This is a genomic window from Brevibacterium sp., assembly GCF_031179145.1.
Lineage (GTDB): Bacteria > Actinomycetota > Actinomycetes > Actinomycetales > Brevibacteriaceae > Brevibacterium.
Map to the genome: position 1 here is coordinate 1 of NZ_JAPSIB010000023.1, position 25,938 is coordinate 25,938.

Here is a 25,938-nt window from a genome sequence, read left to right on the forward strand (position 1 = left end):
ATCATTATTGAACGAGCGACGCCCTGTCGGGGTGATTCCGGGTTGAGCAGCGAGCATGATGCCGTACCTCCTACCCCGCCCTATTTGCCAGGAACTGTCTCACAACAATCCTGGCAAATAGGGTGCGGCCTGCACTCTCAATGGAAAACGGTCCGCTCGATGAGGCGCTGTTCCAAATGTGATGCAGAGCCGCGGGAGGCTTCCTCACAACAGCGGCTTCGTCAGAACAGTTGGCGGATGTTCGACTTGGCGAGGTCGATGAGTTCGTCGCCCCTGCCGGACAGCACTGTGCGGATCGCATAGAGGGCGAAGCCCTTGGCCTGCTCCGCGCTGATTGACGGCGGCATCGACAGCTCCTGCCGCTCGGTGACCACATCGAGGACGGCCGGACCATCGTGGTCGAGGAACTTCTTGACCGTCGCCGGCAGCTGTGACGACTTCTCGACCCGGAAGCCCTTGATCCCGACCGCCTCGGCGATGGCGGAGAAGTCGGGATTCGACAGGTCCGTGCCGAAGGTGACGAAGCCGGCGGCCTTCATCTCCAACTCGACGAAGTTGAGCGAGGAATTGTTGTAGACGACGGTCTTCACGGGCAGGTCGTTCTGGGTCAGGGTCAGCAGCTCGCCCAGCAGCATCGCGAGTCCGCCGTCGCCGGCCAGGGCGATCACCTGCCGATTCGGGTTCGACGCCTGCACCCCGACGCTCTGCGACAGCGCGTTGGCCATCGACCCATGGCTGAAGGAGCCGATCAGTCTCCGCTTCCCGTTCATCGCCAGGTACCGCGCCGCCCACACGACGGGAGATCCCACGTCCGGAACGAACACAGCGTCGTCATCGGCGAGGTCGTTGATGAGCTTCGTCAGGTACTGCGGATGGATCGTCCGCTTCGACGGTGTCGCCAGTTCGTCGAGACCCTTGCGGGCCTTAGCGTAGCCCTTCGTCATCGCCTTGAGGTGAGAGCTGCTGCGGCCGGAGTCGATGAGCGGCAGCAGAGCGTCCACGGTGTCGGCGACAGTGCCGACGAGCCCGACGTCGACCTTGGTCCGCCGCCCGATCTGCGATCCCCGCACGTCGACCTGGATGACAGTCGCGTCCTCGGGATAGAATTGCTGATACGGCAGGTCGGTGCCCAGCATGAGGAGTGCGTCGCAGTCCTTGAGCGCGTGATAGCCCGAGGAGAAGCCGAGCAATCCGGTCATCCCCACGTCATAGGGATTGTCGTACTCGACGTACTCCTTCCCGCGCAGGGAATGGACGATCGGTGCCTGGAGTCTGTCGGCGATCGCGATCAGCTCGTCGTGCGCCCCTGCGGTTCCGGCCCCGGCGAGGATCGTCACCCTCTTGCTCGAGTTGAGCGCCTCGGCGGCGGCTGTGATCTGGGGAGACGCAGGGATCACGTGGGACTGATGGGCACGGATCACCTCGGCGTGGGCGTCGATCTCCCCCAGCCCGACATCGCCGGGGATGACGAGAACGGCGACTCCGCGCTTCTCGACGGCCTCCCGCATGGCGATGCGCAGCAGGCGGGGCATCTGCTCCGGAGTCGCGACGTGCTCGACGTAGACGCTGCACTCGCGGAACACCTCGGTGGGGTGCGTCTCCTGGAAGTAGTTGGATCCGATCTCGTCGCTGGGGATGTGCGCGGCGATGGCGAGGACCGGGACGCGGGAGCGCTGCGCATCATAGAGGCCGTTGATGAGGTGGAGGTTGCCGGGTCCGCAGCTGCCGGCGCACACGGCGAGCTCCCCGGTCATCGCCGCCTCGGCGCTGGCGGCGAAGGCCGCGGCCTCTTCGTGGCGGACGTGGACCCATTCGAGTTCGGGATTCACCCGCAGAGCGTCCGTGAAACCGTTGAGGGAGTCTCCGGGGATCCCGTAGACCCGCTCCACCCCGCTGGCGACGAGTGTATCGACGATGTTCCTGGCGACGGTCGGCATGTGATTCCTTCCCGTGGAAACGTGGATCGCCGCCAGTCTAAACCCGCCCTCACGGAGCGGTCCCAGCAGTGTCAGAGCTCCGGTGCCTCGCTGACGATGCGCGCCCTCACGGGCATGGTCTGCGTTCCATGGATTCCCGGGATCCGACCTGCGCCTATGATTGGACCGCAGTGTGCGCATCGACTCACACGGCAAGACAATCGAATCCGAGAGCGCTTCAGGAGACCCATGTCAGAGAGCATCGACGTCCGCGGCGTTCGCAGTGACGATCTCAGCCTGCCCGAGCCCACCCCCGAGCACATCAGACGCTCCCTGCTCGGCCACCTGCAGTACACCGTGGGCAAGAGGCCCGAAGACGCATCACAGCTCGACTGGCGCATCGCGCTGTCACGCACGATTCGCGACCGCGCGGTGAGCCCCTGGTTCAGGTCGACGAAGCGCACCTGGGACGAGGATCGCAAACGCGTCTACTACCTGTCGATGGAGTTCCTCATCGGCCGGGTGCTCGAGGATGTCGCGATCAACCTGGGCCTGCGCGACGTCGTGTCAGAGGTGCTGGGCAGCTTCGGACTCAGCTTCTCCGAGATCGCCGAGGGCGAGCCCGATGCGGCTCTCGGCAACGGCGGCCTCGGCCGACTCGCCGCTTGTTACCTGGAGTCGATGGCCACCGTCGGCTGCCCCGGCTACGGCTACGGACTGCGCTACGAGCACGGTCTCTTCAAGCAGAGCTTCGAGCACGGTCGCCAGATCGAAACGCCGGAGAACTGGCTGGCCACCGATAATCCCTGGGACTTCACCCGCCCGGAATCGGCCTACCAGGTCCGGTTCGGCGGCGAGGTCGCCGAGGAGAACGGCCGACCGCTGTGGGTTCCCGGAAGCCAGGTGCTCGCCGCCGCCCACGACACCCCGGTCGTGGGCTACGGGGGAAGATGGGCGAACACACTGCGCCTGTGGGCGGCGATGCCGAGCGCCGACCTCTTCGACCTCGATCGCTTCAATGCGGGCGAATTCGCCGCGGCCTCGGAGCCCGAAGCGCTCGCACGCAGCCTCAGCCGCGTGCTCTACCCCAACGACACGACCGACGGGGGCAAGCAGCTGCGGCTGTCCCAGGAGTACTTCCTGTCGTCGGCCTCGGTGCAGGACATCCTGCGCCGCTTTCTCACTTCACACGACGACCTGACCCGCCTGCCCGAATACGTCGCGATCCAGATGAATGACACCCACCCGGCGATCGCGGGCCCGGAACTGATCCGTCTGCTCGTCGACGAGCACGGTCTCGAATTCGACTCCGCCGTCGAGATCGCCACCCGAGTGCTCTGCTACACCAACCACACGCTGCTGCCGGAGGCGCTCGAACGCTGGACCGTCGGCCTCATGCGTCACGTGCTCCCGCGCCATCTGCAGATCATCGAGGGGCTCGACAGGCAGTTCGTCGAGCTGCAGGGCGGCCGACCCGGCCCCGTGCGGCTCATCGGCGGGGATCAGGTCAACATGGGCGACCTGGCGTTCGCCACCAGCCACAAGGTCAACGGCGTCTCCGCCCTGCACTCCGAACTGGTCAAGCGGGACCTGTTCCCCGTGCACGACGAACTGCACCCCGACCGGATCGTCAACATCACGAACGGCATCACGCCGAGGCGGTGGCTCAAGCTCGCCAACCCGACGCTGGCCACCCTGATCACCGACACGATCGGGCCGGGATGGGAGACCGACCTCGACCGGCTGCGCGGTCTGGAGCACCATGCCGACGATCCTGCGTTCCAGGAGGCGTTCGGCCGGACGAAGGCCAGCGCCAAGGAGAAGTTCGTCGACTGGCTCGCCACCGAGCACGACATCGAAGTGCCGCTCGATGCCCTCTTCGACTCACAGGTCAAGCGCCTGCACGAGTACAAGCGACAGCTGCTCAACATTCTGTGGACCATCGCCCGCTATCAGCGGATCAAGCGGGATCCGAAAGCCGGCTGGGTGCCTCGAGTGAAGATCTTCGGAGGCAAGGCCGCTCCGAGCTACCACACGGCCAAGGACATCATCCGGCTCATCAACGACGTCGCCCGGATCGTCAACAGCGATCCGGAGACACGGGACCTGTTGCGCGTCGTCTACCCGCCGAACTACGGCGTGTCTATGGCGGAGAAGCTCATTCCCGCGTCGGATCTCTCCGAGCAGATCTCGACCGCCGGCATGGAGGCGTCGGGGACCGGCAACATGAAGTTCGCGCTCAACGGCGCGCTGACGATCGGCACTCTCGACGGTGCCAATGTCGAGATCCGCGAGCAGGTCGGGGCCGACAACTTCTTCCTGTTCGGACTCACCACCGACGAGGTGGCGGCACGTCGGTCCGAGCCGGAACACGCGCGCTCGGCGATCAGGGCGAGTCAGCCGCTGCAGGATGTTCTGCAGGCGGTGGCGGAGGGAGCGTTCAGCCCCGACGAGCCGCATCGCCACGGTCGCCTCGTCGATCTGATGTGGAACAGCGACTGGTTCCTCGTCGCCTCCGACTTCGACGCCTACGACCTCGCCCAGTCCGAGGTCGACCGGGCCTATCGGGATCCGCACCGGTGGCAGCGCATGGCGATCCTCAACATCGCACGGATGGGATACTTCAGCTCCGACCGCGCGATTCGGGAGTACATGAGCAGAATTTGGGACATCGAGCCCGCGCTGTGACCTCGTCGTCGCAATGAGAGCCACGCCTTTTCGAAGAGCCCGGCGGGAAGCCTGCGCAGTTCCCGCCGGGCTCTGTGCTGTCCACACTCGAACCCGGTGGTTATGCGCAGCTGACTTTCATGATTGGATTGAAACGGAATCCGTGGACGAGGGAGTCGAGATGGAAGATGGCCGTGCACCGTGGTCGGTGCTCGACGCTGCGCAACTCAGCGAGGGCGCCCACTCCGACCAGTCCGCAGCACCCGGGCCCACCGCCGATGGCAGGCACCTCGTCGTCCACCGGTCGGGGGCGGAGAAGGCAATCTATTTTGTGGAGGACAAGTCATGATCCCTCGGAATCACACAGGCAGTCTCTCGGGCTCGCACCTGCGGCTGAGCAGCCAGGCCATGGCATTCGTGCTGGCGGGCGGTCGAGGCAGTCGCCTGGAAGAGCTGACCGACAGGCGTGCCAAACCGGCGGTCCATTTCGGCGGGAAGTCGCGCATCATCGACTTTCCACTGTCGAATGCCCTCAACTCCGGGATCCGCAAGATGGCGATCGCGACGCAGTACAAGGCGCACTCGCTGATCAGGCACGTGCAGCGCGGCTGGGACTTCTTCCGGTCCGAGCGCAACGAGTACCTCGACATCCTGCCGGCGAGCCAGCGCGTCGCCGAGAACAAGTGGTATCTCGGCACTGCCGACGCCGTCACGCAGAACATCGACATCGTCGATGACTACCAGGTCCAATACGTCATCGTGCTCGCCGGCGACCACGTGTACAAGATGGACTACGAGATCATGCTGCGCCAACACGTCGAGACGGGTGCCGACGTCACCGTCGGCTGCCTGACCGTGCCGCGCGAGGAGGCCTCGGCCTTCGGTGTCATGCACGTCGATGAGAATGCCCGGATCGTCGATTTCCTCGAGAAGCCGGCCGAGCCGCCCGGCATGCCCGGTGACCCGGACATGGCGCTCGCGTCGATGGGCATCTACGTCTTCAACTGGGATTTCCTCCGCGACCTGCTGCTCGCGGATGCCGAGGATACGAGTTCGAGCCACGACTTCGGCCACGACCTCATCCCCGCGATCGTGAAGAACGGCAGTGCCTTCGCGCACAAGTTCAGTGAGTCCTGCGTCATGAGCGGGTTGGAGACGGAACCGTACTGGCGCGACGTGGGCACGATCGACGCGTTCTGGCAGGCCAACATCGACCTCACGGAGTTCGTGCCCGCACTCGACCTGTACGACAACGAGTGGCCCATCTGGACCTACTCCGAACTGACCCCACCCGCGAAGTTCATTCACGACGACGAGGGACGCCGCGGCCAGGCGATCCAGTCGCTCGTCTCGGGCAACAGCATCATCAGCGGCGCGGAGGTGCACAACTCGCTCCTGTTCACGGGTGCACGGGTCCATTCCTTCGCCGCCCTCGATCATGTCGTCTCCCTGCCGTATGTCGATGTGGGCCGAGGCGCCCGGCTGACCAAGACGGTGCTCGACAACCGGGTCCAGGTCCCGGCCGGCCTCGTCGTCGGGGAGGATCCGGAGGAGGACGAGAAGTGGTTCCGGCGCACGAAGGAGGGAATCGTGCTCATCACCCAGCCGATGCTCGACCGCCGTGCCGCCGCCCTCGAGTGACCTCGCCGAGGTGGTCCCGCCGAACCTCTCCCGCCGACCCTCCCGCACCGAAGAGTAAGGATCTCCATGTCACACCATCAGCGCCGAGTGCTGTCCGTGGCCTCGGAATGCGCGCCCTTGCTGAAGACGGGCGGACTGGCCGATGTCGTGGGCGCTCTGCCGGCAGCGCTGGCCCGGCTCGGCTGGCAGTCGCGGATCCTCATGCCCGCCTACCGGGGGATGCTCGACCAGGTCGGCAGCACGAGCGAGGTCTGGCATGATGACGACCTCTTCGGCGGCCCCGCAGTCGTCCGATCCGGCACTTGCCATGGTCTCGATCTGCTCCTGCTCGATGCGCCGCACCTGTTCGACCGCCCGGGCGGACCCTACAACGTCGACGGTCGCGATCACCCGGACAACCCTGTGCGCTTCGCGGCACTGTCGTGGGTCGGGGCGCAGGTGGCCATCCACGGCACCGCCGATGACTGGCGGCCCGACGTCGTCCATGTGCACGACTGGCAGGCAGGGCTCGTGCCCTCCTATCTCAAGTACGCCGGCTCTGACGTTCCGACGCTGCTGACGATCCACAACATCGCGTTCCAGGGGATGTTCAGCCCCGAGCAGCTCGATCACCTGCGCCTGCCGACGTGGGATTTCCACTCCGAGTCCCTCGAATACCACGGTCACGTCAGCACGCTCAAAGCCGCAATGGTGCACGCCACGCGGGTCACGACCGTCAGTCCCACCTACGCGGAAGAGCTGACCACCCCTGAGTTCGGCTTCGGTCTCGAGGGTGTGGCCAGGATGCGGCGAGATCGCGGCGAGATGCTCGGGATCCTCAACGGCATCGATACGACGGTGTGGGATCCGGCGACCGATCCATCCGTCATCCCCTACTCCGCTGCGGACCCCGCGGCGAAGGCTGAGAATCGCCGCGCTCTGCTGGACGAATTCTCACTGGACGAGCCGATGGGGCCGCTCGCGGTCGTCGTGACCAGACTGACTCATCAGAAGGGCGTCGATCTTCTGCTCGAGACGCTGCCGCGGTTCGTCGAGGCGGGCGGGGCGGTCGTCGTGCTCGGCTCGGGCGATCCGGCCCACGAGCACGGCCTGAATGAACTGTCGTCGCGATTCCCGAGGTCCGTCGGGGTGCGGATCGGATACGACGAACCGCTCAGCCACCGCATGTACGCCGGCGGTGACCTCGTCCTCGTGCCCTCGCGCTTCGAGCCCTGCGGGCTCACGCAGCTCTACGGTCTGCGGTACGGCGCCGTGCCCGTGGTGGCCGCGACCGGGGGCCTGCGCGACACAGTCGTCGATGCGACGCCTGCGAACCTCGCGGCCGGCACGGCAACCGGTTTCACCTTCGGCGACCCCAGGCAGGGCGGCATCATCGACGCGGGTGGCCTGAGCTTCGCACTCGGTCGCGCCGTCGATCTCTACGCGGATCGTGCGGCCTGGCTGCGACTGCGCGAGACGACGATGCGAGAGTCGGTGGACTGGGACACCTCAGCCACACGCTACGCCGACCTGTTCGCCGAGATGATGCGATGAGCGGATCTGCTGTCCGGCACGAGGTCACGGCGGGCAGTCGCGAGGTCACGGCGGGCCGGTCGTGGCCGCTCGGAGTGACTGCTGACCAGGGCGGTGCGAATGTCGCGGTCTGGGCGCCGGAGGCCACTCAGGTGACGCTGTGCCTCTTCGGCTCCGCCAGCACCGTCGCCGGTTCCGGTGATGCCGCCGGCGCCGAGGAGCAGATCCCCCTCCCCTTTCGGGACGGCGATGTATGGCACGCCCATGTCGCGAACGTCCCCATCGGAGCCCACTATGGATTGCGGGCCGACGGACCCAACCGGCCAGGTGAAGGCCTGCGCTTCAACCCGCACAAGCTCCTCATCGACCCCTACGCGCGCATCCTCGATCGGCCGGTGCGGTGGGATCCGATGATGTCGGGCTTCGAATTCGGACCCGACGACGACCTCGTCATGGACCGTCGCGACGGTGCCCCGGTGTCGCCGAGGTGCATCCTCGCACGTCCTGTGAGCGGCCCGGATCCCGCGGCGAATCGCCCTCAGCACGCCCTGGCCGACCTCGTCATCTACGAGACCCACGTGAAGGGAATCTCCGCGACCCACCCCGAGGTCCCGGAGGAGATCCGCGGCACCTACACAGGCATGGCGCATCCGGCGATCATCGACCACCTGACCTCCCTTGGTGTGAACGCTGTGGAGCTCCTGCCGGTGCAGGCGTTCCTCGACGACCAGCACCTCGTGGAGAACGGCCTGACGAACTACTGGGGCTACCAGCCGATCGCGTGGTTCGCACCCGAGCCGCGCTACGCCCACCGGACCGGCGACGCCGACTCGGAACTCCGGTCGCTCGTCCATGCCCTGCACGAAGCCGGCATCGAGGTCATCCTCGACGTCATCTACAATCACAACGGCGAAGGCGACGAACGCGGTCCGACGCTGAGCCTCCGCGGCCTGCACAACACCGGCTACTACCGGCTGATCGACGAGGGCCACCACTACGTCAACATCACTGGGACAGGCAATACGCTCAGGGCTGACCATCCGATGGTGCTGCGCCTCATTCTCGACAGCCTGCGCCACTGGGTGCAGCACTACGGCATCGACGGGTTCCGCTTCGACCTGGCGACCACCGTCGGTCGCACCGCTCAGGGCTTCGACCCGAGCGCGGCATTCTTCCAGGCGGTGCGCCAGGATCCCGTTCTCGCAGGAATCAAGCTGATCGCCGAACCATGGGACCTGGGATCGGGCGGCTATCAGCTCGGGCACTTCCCCCACCCCTGGTCGGAGTGGAACGACTGGTACCGGGACGGAGTGCGGCGAGCCTGGCGCGGGGACCCGCTCGGACAGGTGGCGCTGGCCTCGGGACTGCTCGGCTCGGCCCGACTCTTCGATCACTCGGATCGAGACGCGACGGCCTCGGTCAACTTCGTCACTGCACACGACGGGTTCACTCTTGCCGACGTCGTGTCGTACGCGAGGAAGCACAATGAGGCGAATCTCGAGGACAACCACGACGGTCACGACGACAACCACACCGACAACTTCGGCGTGGAGGGCCCCAGCGACGACGAACAGGTCCGCTCCGCGCGGGCCCGCCGGGTCCGCGGAATGCTCACGACACTGCTCGTGTCGCAAGGGGTGCCGATGCTGCTCGCGGGCGACGAGATCGGCAACAGCCAGAACGGCAACAACAACGCCTACGCGCAGGACAACCCCATCGGCTGGATCGACTGGTCCTCGCCCGACCTGGACCTGCTGACCTTCGTGCGGCATCTCATCGACGTGCGTCGTCGCCTCCCCGTGCTGCGCCAGCGGACGTTCCTGCACGGACGTGAGCGCGCGGACGGCCACCTCGACGTCGTGTGGCACCGCCCTGACGGCGAGGTCCCGACCCAGGAGGACTGGCACGATCCCGACTTCCGGGTGGTCGCGGCCGAACTCCGTGGAGCAGCAGGCGACCCCGCGGGAGAGCCGATCTCCGGCGCCGTCTTCGTCATCTTCAACGTCGGCAGCGACGCCGACGTCCGCCTGCCGGACGCCGGTGACAGGCTCCGCTGGCGCCTCGAGGTCGACTCCGCCCGCCCGGATTCTGACGGCCTCGCCCCCGAACCCTACCCCGTGTTGGCCCAGTCGGTCGTCGTCATGTCGACAGTCGCCGCCCCCTGAACAAGCGACTCTCGCGGAAAGGCACTTCATGACCCAGCTCTCCCCCGCCCGCAGTTCCTTCCACCCGGCCGTCGAGTCCGACGAGTGGTGGCGCAGCGCCGTCATCTACCAGGTGTATCCCCGGTCCTTCGCCGACGCCGACGGTGACGGGATCGGTGACCTTCCCGGCATCACCGCGAAACTGCCGTATCTGCGCGACCTCGGCGTGGATGCGGTGTGGATCTCCCCCTTCTACCCGTCTCCGCAGTCCGATGCGGGCTATGACGTCTCCGACTACTGCGATGTGGACCCGCTGTTCGGAACGCTGGCCGACGTCGAGGCACTCGTCTCCCGCGCCCACGACCTCGGGCTGCGCGTCATCGTCGATCTCGTGCCCAACCACACCAGCGACCGTCACGAGTGGTTCCAGCGTGCCCTCGCCGCGCCGCCCAATTCGCCCGAGCGGGACTGGTACATCTTCCGCGACGCGGACCCCGCTGATCCCGAACGAACGCCCAACAACTGGGAATCGGTGTTCGGCGGACCGGCCTGGTCGAAGACACCGGACGGACAGTGGTACCTGCACCTGTTCGACTCCTCGCAGCCCGACCTCAACTGGGAGAACCCGCGAGTGCGGGAGGCGTTCAAAGGCGTCCTGCGCTTCTGGCTCGACCGGGGCGTGGACGGGTTCCGCGTCGATGTCGCCCACGGTCTCGTCAAAGCCGCAGGCCTGCCCGACATAGATCGGACGACCGAGGAGCTGCAAGGCGAGGGGATGACGACCAGCGCCGCTCCCTTCTGGGATCAGGACGGCGTGCATGAAATCTACCTCTCCTGGCGCGCGGTGCTCGACGAATACCCCGAAGACCGGGTGATGGTCGCCGAGGCGTGGGTGGAGCCTTACGAGCGCATCGCCCGCTACGTGCGCCAGGGAGAGTTCCATCAGGCCTTCAACTTCTCGTTCCTCGAGGCTCCCTGGGACGCGGCTGTGCTGCGGGAGTGCATCGAGGAGTCGTTCCGGGCGAACGACCTCGTCGGGGCTCCCACCACCTGGGTGCTCTCGAATCACGATGTGATCCGCCCGGCGACGCGGCTCGCTCTCGCGCCCGAGCACTTCACCTCGCAGCTGGGCGCCCCGGTTCCCGCCCCGAACCCCGAACTCGGCGCCCGTCGCGCTCGCGCGGCCACGACGGCGATGCTGGCGCTTCCCGGCAGCGCCTACCTCTACCAGGGCGAGGAGCTCGGCCTGGTCGAAGTTCTCGACCTCGCCGAGGAGACACGGCAGGATCCGACGTTCCACCGCACCAATGGGGAACGGCTGGGCCGTGACGGCTGTCGTGTGCCAATGCCCTGGCAGCGGGACGCTCCCGCCTACGGGTTCAGCGAGTCGGGAGCGGCATGGCTGCCGCAGCCGACGCTCTACGGCGACCTTGCCGTCGATCAGCAGGAGGGCGAGGACGGCTCCCCTCTGGAACTCGTCCGCACGCTGCTCGCGCTGCGCCGAGAACGCGCGCTCGGCACAGGATCGTTCGACTTCGTCGATCTCGCAGCGGCAGCCGAAGCGCGGGCCGGAGCAGACAACAAGGCCAGTGCCGGTTCCGGCATCGTGGCCTTCGACGTGACTACCGCGGCCGGAACCACTCGCGTGGTGCTCAACCTCGGCCCGCAGGCTTGGCCGATTCCCGCAGACGCCCGGATCCTCGCGGCCAGCGATCCCTCTGTCACCGACAGCGTGCCGACCGACTGCGCCGTCTGGTTGGCGATCGCCTGACGTCGACGTACCCGGCCCGCCCGATTCAGGTCCGGCTGGACAGAAGGGTCGCGGCGGTGAGGACGGCAGCCATGGCGATGACCATCAGCGGGTAGCCGCCGAGGACTCCGGCGAGCGCAGGTCCGGCCACCGGAGCCAGCGCCGTCAGCGCCGTGATCGGGGCGATGAAGACGCCATTGACGGCGCCGAAATTCGCCGTCCCCCAACGGTCGGAGACCGCCGTCGCCTGCAGCAGGGTGAGACAGCCGCGGACTCCGCCGCAGACCATGGCGATGCCGATGAGCAGCCACAGCGGACCGGGTACGAACGCGAGCAGCCACAGGCCCGTGGCGCCGCAGGCGAACAGAATCATCATCCGACTCCGCGGCGAGGTCCGCTTCACCAGCCCCAGGTAGCCGATCCGTCCGGCCACCTGACCGAATCCGACGAGTCCGAGGGCGACCGCTGCCAGACCGAAGCCGGAGCCGCGGTGGATGAGCAGCGGGATGATGTTGATCGTGACCGCGAACAGGGTGAACGTCGCCAAGGACATGGCGATCTGCAGCAGCGCGAACCTCGGTGTGCGGGTGATGGCCCGGATCTGCCCGCGCCGATCGGCAGGGGTCGTGTCCTCTCTGCGCTCGGCCGCCTCGTCGGTCCAGTGCCGATTGAGGAAGAACGCGTGCATCGGCACCGTGATCACGGCGAGGATGCCGGCCATGATGACGTAGGACAACCGCCACCCGAACCGGTCGAGGAGGAATGCGATGATCGGCGCGAACACCGTCGACGCCAGTCCGCCGACCAGAGTCAGCGTCGTCAGGGCCTTGACTCGCTCGGCGCCGTACCAGCGGGTGATGACTGCGAAGGCAGGCGGGTACAGTGTCGCCGACTGGGCGAAGCCCGCCAGCAGCCAGGCCGCGAAGAACACAATGAGGTTCGGCGACCACGCCACGAGGAGCAGGGCGAGCACCCCGAGGAGTGAACCCGTGGTCATGACGACCCGCGGCCCGTGAGCGTCGAGGATCCGGCCCACCCGCACCCCGGCGATCGCCGAGACCACGAGACCGGCCGACAGCGCCGCTGTGGTCGTCGTCTGGCTCCACCCGGTGTCGGCGGCGATGGGGGTCACGGCCACCGGCAGTGAGTAGTAGAGCAGCCCCCAGCTGGCGAGCTCCGCGACGCAGAGCGCGAGCAGTCCCCCGCGCGGCCGGTCGGTCATCGGCCCTCCCCTGCGTCACTCACGCTTCCAGCCTACTCAAATGCTGGTGAGAGCCGACGAGGCGCCGACTTCACACGCCCTTCGATATGACAAGCAACTTGCCACTTCTCTGGAACGTGTAAAGATTTCGTCGATTTTTTTACACGTTCGGCGGGGTCATGGCAATAGACTTCACACATGTGGAAACCAGACGAACCGTACAACGATCTGCCGGAACCACCGGTCGACAACCTTGAGACTCGTTCCGTGCTCAAAGCCACCACAGAAGCACGCGCAGGGCTGGCGGCCCTCGATCAAGCGGTGCATCGTCTTCCCAATCCGTCGATTCTCCTCAACGCCGTAGTCTTGCTGGAAGCCCAAGCCAGCTCTGAAATCGAGAACATCGTCACAACCACAGACGAATTGTTCCAGCTCGCCTCGGTGAATTCCGCACACGCCAACCCTGCAGCCAAAGAGACCCTCCGATACAGAGAAGCGCTCTACGTCGGTATCAGAGAATTGGAGACTCGTCCGATTTCATCATCAATGGCCACTCAAGTGTGCACAAGTGTCAATGGACGCGAGACAACTGTCAGAGAATTGCCGGGCACGTTCATCGGCGATCCAGTCAACCACACCGAGCGCTACACCCCTCCCGAAGGCCCTGAGCTGATCACTGACAAGCTGCAAGCGTGGGGAGACTTCATCCATGGCGAACACGGCCTCGATCCACTAGTAACCATGGCCGTCGCACACTATCAATTCGAGGCAATCCACCCTTTCCCAGATGGAAACGGGCGAACTGGACGCATTCTCAACATACTGATGCTCATGGAGGCCGAACTCTTGCGGGTGCCTGTCCTTTATCTATCCCGCTACATCATTGAGAACAAGAACGACTATTATCGGCTACTCCTAGAGGTCACCAAGGAAAATTCTTGGGAAGCGTGGAATCTCTTCATGCTCGAAGGCGTCCGGTCGACCTCACTGCTGACGCTTGATCTCATCGACAAGATCCAGGTGCTTCAAACCGATCTCAGGTCGCGACTTCGCGAGCGCACGACCGCAGGAGCGAACTCGGACTTCCTGGACCTCTTGTTCGAGAAGCCGTATTGCCGCATCATCGACGTTGTCGAGCGTTGTGGCGTTTCCCGGCCCACGGCGTCCAAGTGGCTTAATGAATTGGAATCCGAATCCTTGCTTCAGTCACTCAAGATCGGTCGCGACAGACTGTTCATCAACGTACCCCTGATGCGGACCCTTTCGCGACGCGACTGATCTCATCGGACCGGTCGCCCCGCCAGCGCACTGATCACGGTCAGGGCGTGTGACCAGGGGATGCGCTCCTGCTCGAGCCTCACGTTCCCCTCGGTGCGGAGCCGCCCCAGGACGCGACGTTCGCTTCCCGTGAGACCGTTCACCGTGCCGGTGAACGGCTTCGGCTCCGTCACCCACAGGTCCCGGTGGGCCAGCAGGGTGTCTTCATCCATGAGAATCGAGCGCACCGCGGGGACGTGGCTGCGCAGGCGGCCCAGGATCGCGAACCCGTGCGAGTCGAGGTCGCCCCAGTAGAGCACCTTCGCCGAGGTGAGCCACGGGATCCGTGCCACCGCATCCACCGCGTATCCGGAACCGTGGACGGCGACCACTCCGGGGAGATTCGGCAGGGCCATCACGGATTCGAGGTTCTCGAAGACGAGCACTGAGTGTGGACTCAGCGGGAGCCTCGCGAGCTGGTCGACAGGCGCGAGGACATCGCGCAGCCCTCCCGGCCGCATCGATTCGTCGAGGATGCGGAGGCGCACAGTCGCCTCGGCGTCGAGGATGTTGAGGCGGGTGCAGGCATTCGCGAGTCCGAGGAGCGCAGTGACGAGGCTGCGGTGGTGGCCGAACCACTTCGAGTCAACGCCGCGGATGGGCAACTGGCGGGGCCGCATCGAGCCCAGCGGATTGGCGGCCAGCCAGTCGACGACGTCGAGGAGAGTGGCGAAGTCGGCATCGTCGAGAGCGAAGATCGGCTTCGCCTGCGCTCGGACGACGCGGATGAACGCGGAGGCGCCAGCGACCTCGTCGTCGACAGCGGCATTCGCCTCGTCGGCACTCCCGCCCCAGCGGCGGTCGATCTCGGCGACACGAGCGGAGAGGCGCGTCCACTCCCGCGCCGCGTCCCCTCCCGCGAAGTCCGCGAGCTCGTCGGGGCTGGTGATGCGCATCCGGACGGGGATCTCCTGGCGCCCGACCGCGCGCCAGGATCGCGACTCCCACTCGATGGTGAAGCCCCGCGCTGCCTCGCCGGCTCCGGCATCAACCTCGGCGGCCCTCCAGGACCGCGCCCACACCTCGGCGGCGGACTGATCACGGAGGACCTCCTTCTCCGTGGGCGGTCTCAGGCCGAGCTCGAACACCGGTGCGCTGACACCACCGCACACCGACTCGCCTGCCCACGTGGACAGCTGTTTCCGCAGACGCTTCGCGGCGAGTTCCCGAGCTTCGGCGACGGTGATCATGGCTCAGCCTTCGCCCCAGGTCATCGTCGCGACAAGCGACTTCTGCCGGCTCGGGTTCTCCACCGAGGTGGCCGCACCTACGTACGGCTCGATCGTCTGGAGCAGCTTCTGCGGCGTGGCGAGCACCATGTGGAAGCCGAACTCGATGAAGATGTCGATCGCCATCCGGGTGTAGCGGGTGTCGGCTTTGTCGAAGGCCTCGTCGAGGATGATGGTGCCGTACTTCGACACCGGTTCGTCGGGATCGGCCAGCTGGTAGCGCAGGGCGGCGGCGAGGCAGAAGACCACGAGCTTCTGCTGCTGCCCACCGGACATCGCCGCTCCCGAGTCGTAGGTCGCGTGTGCGCGTCCCATCTCGTCGATCTCCTCGGCGAGGAAGCTCACGTGCAGTCGGGTGTCGAGGCACTGCTGCTTCCACACCCGGTCGACGTGCTCGCTCGAGGCGAAGCGGCGCATGATCTCGGCCAGGATCGTGTATTTGGCTTCGGCCGCGGCCATGTCCTCATCGCCCCATGAACCCTCGGCGACCCGACGCAGCGAGTCGATGAAGCTCGTCACCGTCTCCGAGCGCCGGGTCTTGACCTTGAGCCTGAGGAACCGGCCCTCGTCGAACTTCGACCGCAGCAGGGAGGAGTTGATCGGCTCGACCCGATCGGTGATCTCGCGCGGGGCGGAGAGGATCTCGCCGAGCAGCTCCCCGATGAGGTCGCGGGAGCGCTGCCGGAGCATGTCCCGGAACCGGTGCTCATGATCGGGCAGGCCGTGGGCGGTGATCTCATCGAGCATGCGCAGATAGGCACCGCGATCGGCGATGTCGGCGGTGAGGTCGGAGGCCACTGAGGACCACTTCGCTTTGAACTCCGCCGCCAGCCGGGTCACCGACTGCCCGGCGGCACTCGCCCTGTTCTGTGAAAGGTCGCGCTCCTCCTGCAGCACCTGCGAGACCTGCGCGCCGAGGTCGGGCAGCACGGCCCGGGTGATGCTGCGCTGGATCCGTCGGAAGCGGGAGTCGAGTTCGGCGGCCACTGCCGGATCCACCTCGGCGATCTCCCCCGAGGCGACCGCTGACTCCAGCGCCGCAGCGGATTCGCGCAGACCGGCGAGCTCCTCACCCGCGCGACGCAGGGCGTAATCGGCTTCCCTTGCAGCGTCCTCGCATGACTCCTTCCGGGCCCTGGCCTCGCGTTCGGCGGCGATGGCCGTCTGCAGGTCGCCGTCGGAGTCGTTGAGTTCGCGCAGCTGCCTCTCCAGCGCCTCGACCGCGGACTGCGCGCCCTGGCGGTCGACGTCGCGCCAGGACTGCTCACGGATTCCGGCCAGGATCCCCATCCGGCGTTGCGCCTGGGCCTGGGCGGCACTCGCCGTGGTGACGATCTCCTCGGCGGCGGCGAGCTCCTTCTGCGCCTCGAGCAGCTCTTCGACGAGCGCTTCGAGTTTCGACTCCCTGTTGCCCAGCACCCACTGGCTGCGATCGTCGATGCGACGCCGATCGTCCTTCTCATAGCGGGTGCGCGAGGTCTTGAACTGACCGGCCAGGGTGACGGCCCGCGGGTGGTCGTCGAGTTCGGCCACGGTGTCCACGCACGCGACGTCGAAGCGCTCCGAGAGTGTCCAGGCCACCCATTCGCCGAAACTCGATTCCGCCACCGTCACCTTGTTGACCAGGGATTTCTCACTGTGAGCCGGTTTCGGTGCGGGCACAGTGGTGGGGATCTCCTCGAACACGAGCCGGGCGCGGATGCGGTGGGAGTCGACCCAGGAGCGCACCGTGGACAGGTGTTCGGTGCGCACCAGCACCGTCAGCGCCAGGGGCCGCAGCACCCGTTCGATCGCACCGGTCCATTCCGCCCAGCGGGGATCGACTTCGATGAGCTCGGCGACGAACGGCAGGCTCGTCTCGCTCAGTCCGGTGCCCTCGGCCAGCGCCCGGCGGACCTCGAGCAGGGAACCGGGCACCGTCGTTCCGGAGCGGCGCAGGGATTCGATGTCGGCCTCGAGGCCCCGAACCCGGCTCCGAGCTGCGGAGAATCGGTCGTGGTCGGCATGGCTCGGTCCCGATTCCTGCGCCCCGGATTCGAGGGTGCGCGCGATCTGGGACTGGAGTTCCGCGAACTCCGCCGAGGTGGTCGGCGCCGAGTCGATCCCGGCCTGCGCGAGCTGCCGGGACAGGGTCGCCCACCGCTCGGCGATCGCCCGCCGTTCGGTCTCGGCGGACTCGATGCGCTGCTGCAGGTATTCGGTCTCGGCACCGCCGAGGTCGAGGGTCTTCCGGTGCGCGAGATCGTAGTCGTCGGTGGCCAGGCGCAGCTCGGTCCGCGCTCGTTCGTCCGCGACCTCGAGGTCGACGAGTCTCTCCGCCAGGGTGGAGACATCGTCGCGCAGCAGCTCGAGCTCGCGACGCTTCTGGAACGGATGCAGGGCGGTCGAGAGTTCGAGCGCCTTCTCGGCGGCGGCGTGCGCGGAGTCGTAGGCGCGAGCGGCGGCCCTGAGCTCGGTGAGGTGGTCGCGCTGTTCGCGCAGCTGCACGACGTGCTCGTGGGCGTCCTTGAGGTCGTCGAACTGCGTCAGCGCGGTCTCGGCGAGGGCGAAGGTGCCCGGCTCCTCGAGCATGTGGTCGCGGAACAGCTGGTCGAGACTGTCGAGGCTCTTGGCCGACTGCGTCTTGTGCAGCAGCTGCAGCGCGGACTCGCTGGCCATCCCGAAGATCTTGCGCATCCTGGCGTAGAACCGGGCGTGGGCACCGTTCGAGGTCACCAGGGCGTCGGGGTGCTCGGACTTGAGCGCTCGGGTGGCCAGACCGTTCTTCGCGTACTGCTGCAGGTCGGCGAGGTCGAGGCCGGTGTTCTCGAGCAGGCACAGGTCGCTGACATCGCTCGAGCGGGTGCCGCTGCCCTTGAGGAAGAAGAGCCGGCACAGGGTGAGTTCGCCGTCGGCGCCGTCGCTGTAGCGCAGCAGGATTCCGGAGAATGTGGCCCGGGGACGCAGGAACTTGCTCACCACCCGGTCCTCGGTGTCATCGGTCGTCCGCGTCCAGGCGCCGCGGATGTAGCTGACGAGGCTGCGCTGATCGCTGCGCATGCCCGCCGTCTGCGCCGCGACGTTGAACCGCAGCCATTTGTCCGGGGTGAGCACGGCCGCGATCGCATCGAGGAGCGAGGACTTGCCCGAACCGGAGGGGCCGGTGATGAGGTGGCCGCGGCGGGCCACGGGAATGCGATGAATCGAGTCCGAGAAGGTGCCCCAGTTGGCGATCTGGATCTCCGCCAGCCGCCACTGCGAGCCGACGTCCGGGCGCGAACCGGCCCCCGCCTCGGCGAGCATCGACGGCTCCAGGTCGAAGAGCGGCATCTCGTTCATTCCGCGCCTCCCGTCTCCTCGGTGGTGGTCTCTGCATCCTCGCCGAGGTTGTCCTCGGTGACGGTGTCGCCTCCACCCTCGTCGCGGCGGTCCTCGGTTCCGCCCTCTCCTGCGGCGATGCGCCGGTAGACCTCAGTCAGTTCGCGCACTCGGTCCTCGTCGACGAGGAAGCGGACCATCGGCGAGATCTCGTACCGTCCTTCGCCGGCTTTGTGGAGGACGCGCAATCTGCTGCTCATCCGGGTCCAGGCGGCGTTGAGGTTACGCAGGAACGTCGACTCGTCGCCCCTGCGGTAGATCTCGAGCCGTTCGTAGACCTCCTCGCGGTCGACGATCACGCGCTTCTCACCGGGGGCGGCGAGGAGGAGCTGCCTGAGCACGAGGAGCATGGCGGTGTCGATGAAGGTGAGCCGCTCACTGCGGACCGCGGCCGGGACGTCGATCTCCTCGGTGAGGACCTTGCGGGTGAACGCGAATTCGTCGACCTTGTCGATGACGAGCTCGAGGAAGAGCTCGTGCAGCCGCGACCGGACCAGCCCTTCGTCGGCGACGAGCGCTGACCACAGCTGCGGACTCTGAGCACCGGAGACATAGGGACCCTTGAGCAGTTCGAGCAGCACCCGCCGGGTCCGCTCCCCGAGGACACCGGTGTCACCGGTCCACAGCCCGCGCCCGCCCGACTCGGGTGCGTCAGCGTGTTCGGGTGCGTCAGCATGTTCGGGTGCGTCAGCATGTTCGGGTGAGTCGGAACGCTCGGGTGTGCTCGGGGCCGAGCCATCAGTTCCGGCGTGCGCCTCGGCGATGGAGGTGGTCTCTTTCGTCATGCGTGGATGTCCTCGCTGAAGTAGTGTCTGCGGATGCTGGCGGAGCGGGGGACGCCGTCCACTCCGGTCCAGGCGATGCCTTCGGCGGTCTCGGGGTCGACGCGCCCGTGGGTGGCGGCCAGCGAGAGCAGACCGATGACGCTCGCCAGCCCCTGCGTGGCGGGGAACCGGTCGAGCACCTCGGCGACGGAAACCTGCTCCGCGGCCTCCAACGCCTCGTTGACGTTGTCGATGAGCTCGGAGAAGTCGATCTCGGATTCGCGGGCGACGGCGATGAGCTCGGCGAAGTCGAAGGTTGCGTCTTCCGCCTCGGTGAGCGCCTCACCGGCGTCGAAGTCGTCCGGATCATGCAGCGACACCTCCCCAGCGCTGGTCATCGGGACGCTGGAGAGCTCGAGGCCGACGCCGAGGTCGTCGTAGGGCCTGCGCACCTCGGCGACGGGAGCGGCGGCGGCGAGCGCGTCCTGCAGGAGAGTGCGCATGAGGCGGTCGCGCTGGAATTCGTGGGAGTGGACGTAGCGGCGCAGGCCGCGGGCGAACTCGGTGAGGATGTCCTGCACCTCGCGGGAGCCGTCCTTCATCTGCCGCATCAGCGAGCGCAGAGCGCGGCGGGTGCCGAGGTCGAGGACTGCGGCGAAGTCACGATCGAGGATCGCCGCGATGTCCTCGTCGAAGGCCGCCGAGGACTCGGGGTCGCGGATGAGGGCGGAGAAGGCGGCGAAGGTGCGGCCCTCGTCACTGGATTCGATGAGGTCGACGCCGCGGAACACCTCGTCGAGGACATGGCTCTGCGTCTCGTCGACGTTGAGGATCGAGAGCCGCAGCTCCTGGTTGAGCTCCTCGAACCGGGCCCGAACCCGGGCGAAGTCCGCCGGCAGCCCCTGCGCCTGGGAGAGGATGTCGGTGACTCGTTCGGTGGCGCGCCTGCGATCGAGCGTCGCCCGCGGATCGCCGCGGCGGACCCGGGCGATCTCGGCGTCGATGCGGCGCCGCTGGGCCTCGAGGGACTGCAGCCGCCGGGAGGTGTCCGGATCGGTGTCGATGGCCAGCTGGCGGACCGCCTGGGCGAGGCTGACCAACCGCGACTCGGTGGCCGTCTGCGGCGGGGTGCGCAGCTGCTCGAGGACCCGGATGGCATCGAAGCCGGCCGCGGAGAGTTCGTAGGTCTCCCCGCGCGCCGAGGTCGCCGGCCGGCGGATGATGATCTCCGCCCTCCGCCAGTCGTCGCAGTATGCCTTGGCCGAGCGGGCGGAGAGATCGAAGTGATCGCGCAGAACCTCGAGATCGGCGTCGATGTTCTCGTGGAGATCCTCGGCGAGCAGGCGTGTGCCCGGCTTCCCGAGGTGACTGTCGAGGGTCGCCGCCATGACCGCGAGGTGGTCCGCCCGCAGCATGCGCAAGGTCGCGTTGTCGTCAAGCAGCCGCTTGTAGGCGAGCGCGGAGGAGAGTGCGGACATGGATCATATTGTCTCGCGCGGCCGCCGATGCAGAGAAATCGGCGGCGAATAGACTGGGGGCGCACACACCGGTCGACTTCGAGACTGAGACCGAGACCGCCAGCGAAGGAGCTTCTCATGCAACAGCCGACGACGATTGACTTCTGGTTCGATCCGATCTGCCCCTTCACGTGGGTGACGAGCCGCTGGGTGGCCGATGTCGCCGAGCGGCGCGGACTGTCGGTGCACTGGAAGCCGTTCAGCCTCAAAGTCCTCAACTCGACTCCCGAGGCCGAGGACACCGACGAGGCCCACGGCCATGGTCACCGGATGGGTCGCGTCATCGTCCGCACCCTGCACGCGCAGGGCGCTGAGTCCGTCGCCGCGCTCTACGCCGCCCTCGGCGAGCGCATCCATCCCGGCGGCCGCGGCGATGATATCAACGCCGTCATCGCCGAATCCCTCGCCGAGGCGGGTCTTCCCGCCGATCTCGGCGACGCCGCGGATGATCCCCAGTTCGACGCCGAGCTCGTGGAGAGCACCGAACAGGCGCTGAAGAAGACCGGAAGCGGGGTCGGCATCCCGATCATCGGCCTCGACGACCGGGCATTCTTCGGACCGGTGTTCACCCGCCGTCCGGAGGGCGAGCAGGCCCTGGAGCTGTGGGACGCCTTCGCCACCCTCGTCGGTTACGAGCACTTCTTCGAACTCAAGAGCCAGATCACCGGCCGTCTGGAGTTCTGAGCACAGCGGCGCGGGAGATCTTCCCCGACCGCCCCCTTGTGAAAGGAACTCCGTGAGGCCTCTCGCGGACCTCGTTCGCAGGGCGCACCTTCAGGGCCTGCAGACTGCGACGCACGCGCAGAATCCGACGGCGATCAGGATGGTCGTCGACGCCATCGAAGCGGCGCTGGCCGCTCGACCCGACCCCGATGCCCGGCATCGGATCGAACACTGCGGACTGCCGGACCCGGCCGACATCGAGCGGATGGCACGCCCCGGTAGCCGAACCTCGTCCGCTCGTGGCGATCCAGACGGCCGTCACCCGGATCACCCGTCGCAGCCACCGTCTGGGTCCGGACTCGCTGCGCATCAGCGCCGCCCAGGCCCTGCGGGCGCACACCCTCGAAGGTGCCGTGTCTCTGGGGCGGGAAGCGGAATTCGGATCACTGGAGGTCGGCAAGCGCGCAGATTTCGTCGTCCTCGGCGCCGACCCGCTGGTGGTCGCCGGAGAGGAGATCGCCTCGGTGCCCGTGCTCGAGACCTGGGTCGACGGCGAGCGCCGATATGCGGGCGAGCGTCCTGAGGGCGAGCATCGTGAAGGGCTGTCCTCGATCTAGGAGTCGCCGCGACCGCCGAAGGTCCGCGGGTCGACGGGGCGGTCCTTCTTCGGCAGGCCTGCAACGACGAGGCAGTAGGACTCGAGCACGAGATCATGGAGCAGGCCCGGGTCGAGCCGGGCCCCGCCCGTTCCGGAAGTGCCGGCCTCGCCCGGGTCGGATTCGCTTGGGTCGGCAGGTCCTGCTTCCATCGTGCTCGCCGAGGTCCCGGCGACGGTGATCCAGTGCTTCTTGTTCATGTGGTATCCGGGTGAGATCTCCGCATACGCGTCACGCAGCACTTCCCCGTCCAAGGGATCGATCTTGAGGTTCATGCTCGGCACCCCGCGCAGCTCGAACTGCATCATGAACATCTTTCCCCGCACCTTGTAGACCTTGTGGTCCGGGCCGAAGGGATAGTCGATCGCGACCGAGGGGTACTGGATCGCCTGGTCATGGGCGAGTTCGAGCACGGTGTCGGCATCCATGAACCGAGGCTAGCAAATGCCGCAGACACGCGAACTCCCGACAGGCATCTCTCGATACACTGCAGTCATGTCCCCTGATTCTCCTCACCTTCTCTTCGCCGCACTCGGCGGGACGATCGCATCAACGGCCAACCACCTCGGCGGAGTGGCCCCTGCCCTCTCCGGCGCCGAGATCGCCGCAGCCGCAGGGCTGGAGGACATCTGGCCGAACCTGCACGCGGAGTTCGCCCAGGTCGCCCAGGCCTCGAGCGCGAACGTCACCCTCGACATCCTCCACGACGTCGTCGAGCTCGCGCGCACCTCACGCGCCACCGGACTCGTCCTCACGCAGGGAACCGACACTCTCGAGGAGAGCGCTTTCGCCCTGTGGCTACTCAATGATTCGGGGGTTCCCATCACCGCCACCGGAGCGATGCGCAATCCCACCCTGCCCGGTGCGGACGGCCCCGCCAATGTCCGAGCCGCCGCCCTGGCCGTCATGAGCCCCGGCCTGCGTCACCTGCCGTGCACCCTCGTCTTCAACGACGAGGTCCACGACCCGCGCTTCGCCCGCAAAACACACGTCACCTCGACCGCTGCCTTCTCGTCCGGTCCCGTTCTCGGGGCCATCGGCTGGATCAGCGAGGAACGAGTGCTGGCCCCGCATGCTCCGCGGCCATGGTCATCTCCGTTCGCCGGGCGCGATCGGCCGCAGAGATTCTCCCCCATCGCCCTCGTCGAGATCGGCATGGGCGAAGATCCTGAAGCTGTGCGGGCGATCGCCGAGAGCAAGTACGCCGGAGCCGTGCTCTCCGGGGTCGGCGGCGGCCACATCCCCGAGCACCTCATCACCGAGGTGGAGGATCTGGCCCAGCGCATGCCCCTCGTCCTCGCCTCCCGCCCCGGCGCGGGGGCGAGCCTGACGAACACCTACAGCTACCCCGGCGGCGAGATCGGACTGCTCACCGCAGGCCTCATCCCTGCCGGCATCCTCGACGCGAGGAAGGCGCGCCTCCTCCTGTCGCTGTGCCTGAGCTACCACCTCGACCCCGCCGAGGTGTTCGCCGCCTTCGCCTGACCCGAGTTTGGCGCGTGGGTTCCAGGTTCGTTCACATTTGACGCCTCCGTTCGGACTTGAATCCGAACGGAGGCGTCAAATGTGAACAGAAAGCTGGTTCGTCCGGTTCTCCTCAGGAGTCGGCGCCGACGGCGACGACCATCTTTCCGAAGTTGCCACCGGTGAGCAGGTCGTTGAAGTACACCGGCGCCCGTTCGAGGCCCGGACGGATGTCCTCGCGGTACTGGATCCTGCCGTCGCGGATCCATTCGCTCATATCGGACAGGAACGACTCGTAGAGCCGGCCGACGAACTCGGTCTGGATGAAGCCGCGCACGGTCAGTGACTTCGCCAGGATCGCCCCCATCAGCTGGCCCGACCGGTCGGGTCCGGCCGGCAGCTCCGTCTGGTTGTAGGTGGCGACGAGGCCGCACACCGGCACCCGTGCGAACGTGTTCAAACGCGGCAGCACAGCCTTGAAGACATCTCCGCCGACGTTCTCGAAGTAGACGTCGATGCCGTCGGGCGTCGCCTCGGCGAGTTCCTCCTTGAGGTTCCCTGAGCGGTGGTCCAGGGCCACATCGAAGCCGAGCTCCTTGAGATGGGCGACCTTCTTCTCCCCGCCGGCGATGCCGACGGTCCTGGCGCCCTTGATCTTCGCGATCTGCCCGACCGCAGAGCCGACGGGACCGGTGGCGGCGGCAACTGCGACGGTCTCGCCGGGCTCCGGCTGGCCGATCTCGAGCAGACCCGCATACGCGGTGAAGCCGGGCATCCCGAGCACGCCCAGGGCGGTGCTCACGGGCGCGATGTCGGGGTCGACCCGCCGCAGGTGGGCGGCCTTCTCCACGGAGTACTCCTGCCACCCGCCATAGCCGAGGACGGTGTCACCCTGCTTGAAGTCCGGGGACTTCGAGTCGATGACTTCGGAGACGGTGGCGCCGACCATGACCTGGCCGATCTCCACCGGCGCGGCATAGGACTTCGCATCCGACATCCGTCCGCGCATATAGGGGTCGAGGGAGAGGTAGAGGGTCCGCAGGAGAACTTCGCCGTCCTGCGGAGAGGAGATGGGGACTTCGTCGTGGTCGAAGTTCTCGGCAGTGGGAGCGCCGACGGGGCGGGACTTGAGGAGAATCCTGTGATTGGAGGTCATTGAGCGACGATTCCTTTCGATTGCGGGCGAACCGAGGCAGTCCGACTGCCCCGGGTTCAGAGGACGAATTGTCCGGAGACTAGATCCAGTCTCTGTCGTAGCAACCACTCCCGACCCTGTGAGATTCCCGCTCCGCGGGATCCGGCTCGGAGATCTCCGCGAGCTCGCAGGCGACCTGCCCCCACTTGGGATCGAAGGCCCAGGTGAAGGCGTCGAGGCTCTCGAGCACGCTCATCCCGTTGCGGCGGATGATGTCCGACCATGCGACAGGCCACACCCCGTAGGTCGCGGCTGCTGCGAGTTCGTCGACATCTTTGAACACCGCACGTTCAGGATGGAGGAACTCACTCGGACGGGGACGAGCTGAGCGCGAGGCGGTCGCTCCGGCCTGCGGGAAGGTGATGTCGAGGATGTGGTCGCTCGTGAACAGCGCCGACTCCGTGCGCCGATGAGTGGCCTCGAGGTTGACGTACCATTCGACGCGCCTTCTCGTCCGGACCGATTCCCCGTTCGTTGCTCCACCCAGTGCCGGTCGATCGTGCTTGAGCAGCACCCAGACCGAGAACGGCACGCGGGCGGGAACGATCTTGAGCACCCCGAGCCCGCGCCAGGCACCGGCGACCTTGACGCGCCTCGGCGCCGAGGCGGAAGGACCGAAGCGGGCACGCAGGGGCACATCGTGAGGGTCGGTGTCCTCCCAGCCAACGATCCGGGTGTCCGTCGTCGGCGTCCCGCCGGACAGCCAGAGGACTGCCCCCTCGGGCCCGTCCTCGATCACCTGCATCGGACGACGCACCTCGGCGTGATCGCGCTCGAAGTCGAAGCGTCTGAACGTCCACGTCACAACTTCCCCGGACGACCAGAACGGTGCCTCGCCGATGAATCCCGCATCCTTCGGGACGGCGATCTCATAGGGGTCCGCGAACCGCGCACGTCGATCGGTGATCTCCATGGGACGAGTCTACGACCCCTGATGCATCTATC

At 66.9% G+C, this 25,938-nt stretch carries 18 protein-coding genes and 1 pseudogene; 10 read left to right on the forward strand and 9 right to left on the reverse strand.

Annotation, left to right across the window (positions count from 1 at the left end; translation table 11 throughout):
• Positions 1-221: 221 nt before the first annotated feature.
• Positions 222-1,937, reverse strand: coding sequence for a ubiquinone-dependent pyruvate dehydrogenase (poxB, locus tag RIT73_RS15025; protein ID WP_309132905.1), 1,716 nt, complete (start codon positions 1,935-1,937; stop codon positions 222-224).
• Positions 1,938-2,165: 228 nt separating this feature from the next.
• On the opposite strand from poxB, the gene RIT73_RS15030 reads away from it, so the two are divergent.
• The 6 genes from RIT73_RS15030 to RIT73_RS15055 all read left to right on the forward strand — a co-directional run bounded on the left by RIT73_RS15030 (position 2,166) and on the right by RIT73_RS15055 (position 11,651).
• Positions 2,166-4,604 (forward strand): glycogen/starch/alpha-glucan phosphorylase, encoded by a 2,439-nt coding sequence (locus RIT73_RS15030; protein WP_309132906.1) that lies wholly within the window; start codon positions 2,166-2,168, stop codon positions 4,602-4,604.
• Between the two features lie 160 nt (positions 4,605-4,764).
• Positions 4,765-4,932 (forward strand): hypothetical protein, encoded by a 168-nt coding sequence (locus RIT73_RS15035; protein WP_309132907.1) that lies wholly within the window; start codon positions 4,765-4,767, stop codon positions 4,930-4,932.
• Positions 4,929-6,224, forward strand: coding sequence for a glucose-1-phosphate adenylyltransferase (gene glgC, locus RIT73_RS15040; protein ID WP_309132908.1), 1,296 nt, complete (start codon positions 4,929-4,931; stop codon positions 6,222-6,224). Before RIT73_RS15035 ends, glgC begins: the two co-directional genes overlap by 4 nt.
• A 66-nt stretch (positions 6,225-6,290) precedes the next feature.
• The gene (gene glgA, locus RIT73_RS15045) at positions 6,291-7,757 is read left to right on the forward strand and encodes a glycogen synthase GlgA (RefSeq protein WP_309132909.1); all 1,467 of its coding nucleotides are present in this window, start codon (positions 6,291-6,293) and stop codon (positions 7,755-7,757) included.
• Positions 7,754-9,901 carry a glycogen debranching protein GlgX gene (gene glgX, locus RIT73_RS15050; RefSeq protein WP_309132910.1) on the forward strand — a complete coding sequence of 716 codons (2,148 nt, stop codon included), beginning with the start codon at positions 7,754-7,756 and terminating at the stop codon, positions 9,899-9,901. The genes glgA and glgX overlap by 4 nt, the downstream gene beginning before the upstream one ends.
• 28 nt (positions 9,902-9,929) lie before the next feature.
• On the forward strand, positions 9,930-11,651 hold the full coding sequence (locus RIT73_RS15055; protein ID WP_309132911.1) for an alpha-amylase family glycosyl hydrolase: 1,722 nt from the start codon (positions 9,930-9,932) through the stop codon (positions 11,649-11,651).
• Between the two features lie 25 nt (positions 11,652-11,676).
• On the opposite strand, the gene RIT73_RS15060 is transcribed toward RIT73_RS15055, so the two are convergent.
• Positions 11,677-12,852, reverse strand: coding sequence for an MFS transporter (locus RIT73_RS15060; protein ID WP_309132912.1), 1,176 nt, complete (start codon positions 12,850-12,852; stop codon positions 11,677-11,679).
• Positions 12,853-13,029: 177 nt separating this feature from the next.
• Here RIT73_RS15060 and RIT73_RS15065 point away from each other — a divergent pair, with 177 nt between their 5' ends.
• Positions 13,030-14,109, forward strand: a complete 1,080-nt coding sequence (locus RIT73_RS15065) for a Fic family protein (RefSeq protein WP_309132913.1) — start codon at positions 13,030-13,032, stop codon at positions 14,107-14,109.
• 2 nt (positions 14,110-14,111) lie between these two features.
• Here the strand turns inward: RIT73_RS15065 and RIT73_RS15070 are convergent, their stop codons facing one another.
• From RIT73_RS15070 to RIT73_RS15085, 4 genes are read right to left on the reverse strand one after another with little or no spacing between them, the layout of a single operon-like run.
• The gene (locus tag RIT73_RS15070) at positions 14,112-15,338 is read right to left on the reverse strand and encodes a Wadjet anti-phage system protein JetD domain-containing protein (RefSeq protein WP_309132914.1); all 1,227 of its coding nucleotides are present in this window, start codon (positions 15,336-15,338) and stop codon (positions 14,112-14,114) included.
• A gap of 3 nt (positions 15,339-15,341) precedes the next feature.
• Complete coding sequence (locus RIT73_RS15075; RefSeq protein WP_309132915.1) at positions 15,342-18,695, reverse strand: ATP-binding protein; 3,354 nt, start codon at positions 18,693-18,695, stop codon at positions 15,342-15,344.
• The gene (locus RIT73_RS15080) at positions 18,692-19,519 is read right to left on the reverse strand and encodes a DUF4194 domain-containing protein (RefSeq protein WP_309132916.1); all 828 of its coding nucleotides are present in this window, start codon (positions 19,517-19,519) and stop codon (positions 18,692-18,694) included. The genes RIT73_RS15075 and RIT73_RS15080 overlap by 4 nt, the downstream gene beginning before the upstream one ends.
• Positions 19,516-20,976, reverse strand: a complete 1,461-nt coding sequence (locus tag RIT73_RS15085; protein WP_309132917.1) for a DUF3375 domain-containing protein — start codon at positions 20,974-20,976, stop codon at positions 19,516-19,518. The genes RIT73_RS15080 and RIT73_RS15085 overlap by 4 nt, the downstream gene beginning before the upstream one ends.
• A gap of 117 nt (positions 20,977-21,093) precedes the next feature.
• On the opposite strand from RIT73_RS15085, the gene RIT73_RS15090 reads away from it, so the two are divergent.
• Both RIT73_RS15090 and RIT73_RS15095 read left to right on the forward strand, forming a co-directional pair.
• Positions 21,094-21,699, forward strand: coding sequence for a DsbA family protein (locus RIT73_RS15090; RefSeq protein ID WP_309132918.1), 606 nt, complete (start codon positions 21,094-21,096; stop codon positions 21,697-21,699).
• Between the two features lie 64 nt (positions 21,700-21,763).
• Positions 21,764-22,295 (forward strand): annotated as a pseudogene (locus tag RIT73_RS15095) (amidohydrolase family protein); the annotation flags it as partial.
• Here the strand turns inward: RIT73_RS15095 and RIT73_RS15100 are convergent.
• On the reverse strand, positions 22,292-22,762 hold the full coding sequence (locus RIT73_RS15100) for an MmcQ/YjbR family DNA-binding protein (RefSeq protein ID WP_309132919.1): 471 nt from the start codon (positions 22,760-22,762) through the stop codon (positions 22,292-22,294). The pseudogene RIT73_RS15095 and the gene RIT73_RS15100 overlap by 4 nt on opposite strands.
• Positions 22,763-22,829: 67 nt before the next feature.
• Between RIT73_RS15100 and RIT73_RS15105 the strand changes: the two genes are divergently transcribed.
• The gene (locus RIT73_RS15105; protein WP_309132920.1) at positions 22,830-23,819 is read left to right on the forward strand and encodes an asparaginase; all 990 of its coding nucleotides are present in this window, start codon (positions 22,830-22,832) and stop codon (positions 23,817-23,819) included.
• Positions 23,820-23,931: 112 nt separating this feature from the next.
• Here the strand turns inward: RIT73_RS15105 and RIT73_RS15110 are convergent, their stop codons facing one another.
• Both RIT73_RS15110 and RIT73_RS15115 read right to left on the reverse strand, forming a co-directional pair.
• Positions 23,932-24,954: an NADP-dependent oxidoreductase gene (locus RIT73_RS15110; RefSeq protein WP_309132921.1), complete on the reverse strand. Its 1,023-nt coding sequence runs from the start codon at positions 24,952-24,954 to the stop codon at positions 23,932-23,934.
• Positions 24,955-25,033: 79 nt separating this feature from the next.
• A complete protein-coding gene (locus tag RIT73_RS15115) occupies positions 25,034-25,906 on the reverse strand; it encodes a DUF402 domain-containing protein (protein ID WP_309132922.1) in 873 nt (290 codons plus the stop codon).
• Between the last annotated feature and the right edge of the window lie 32 nt (positions 25,907-25,938).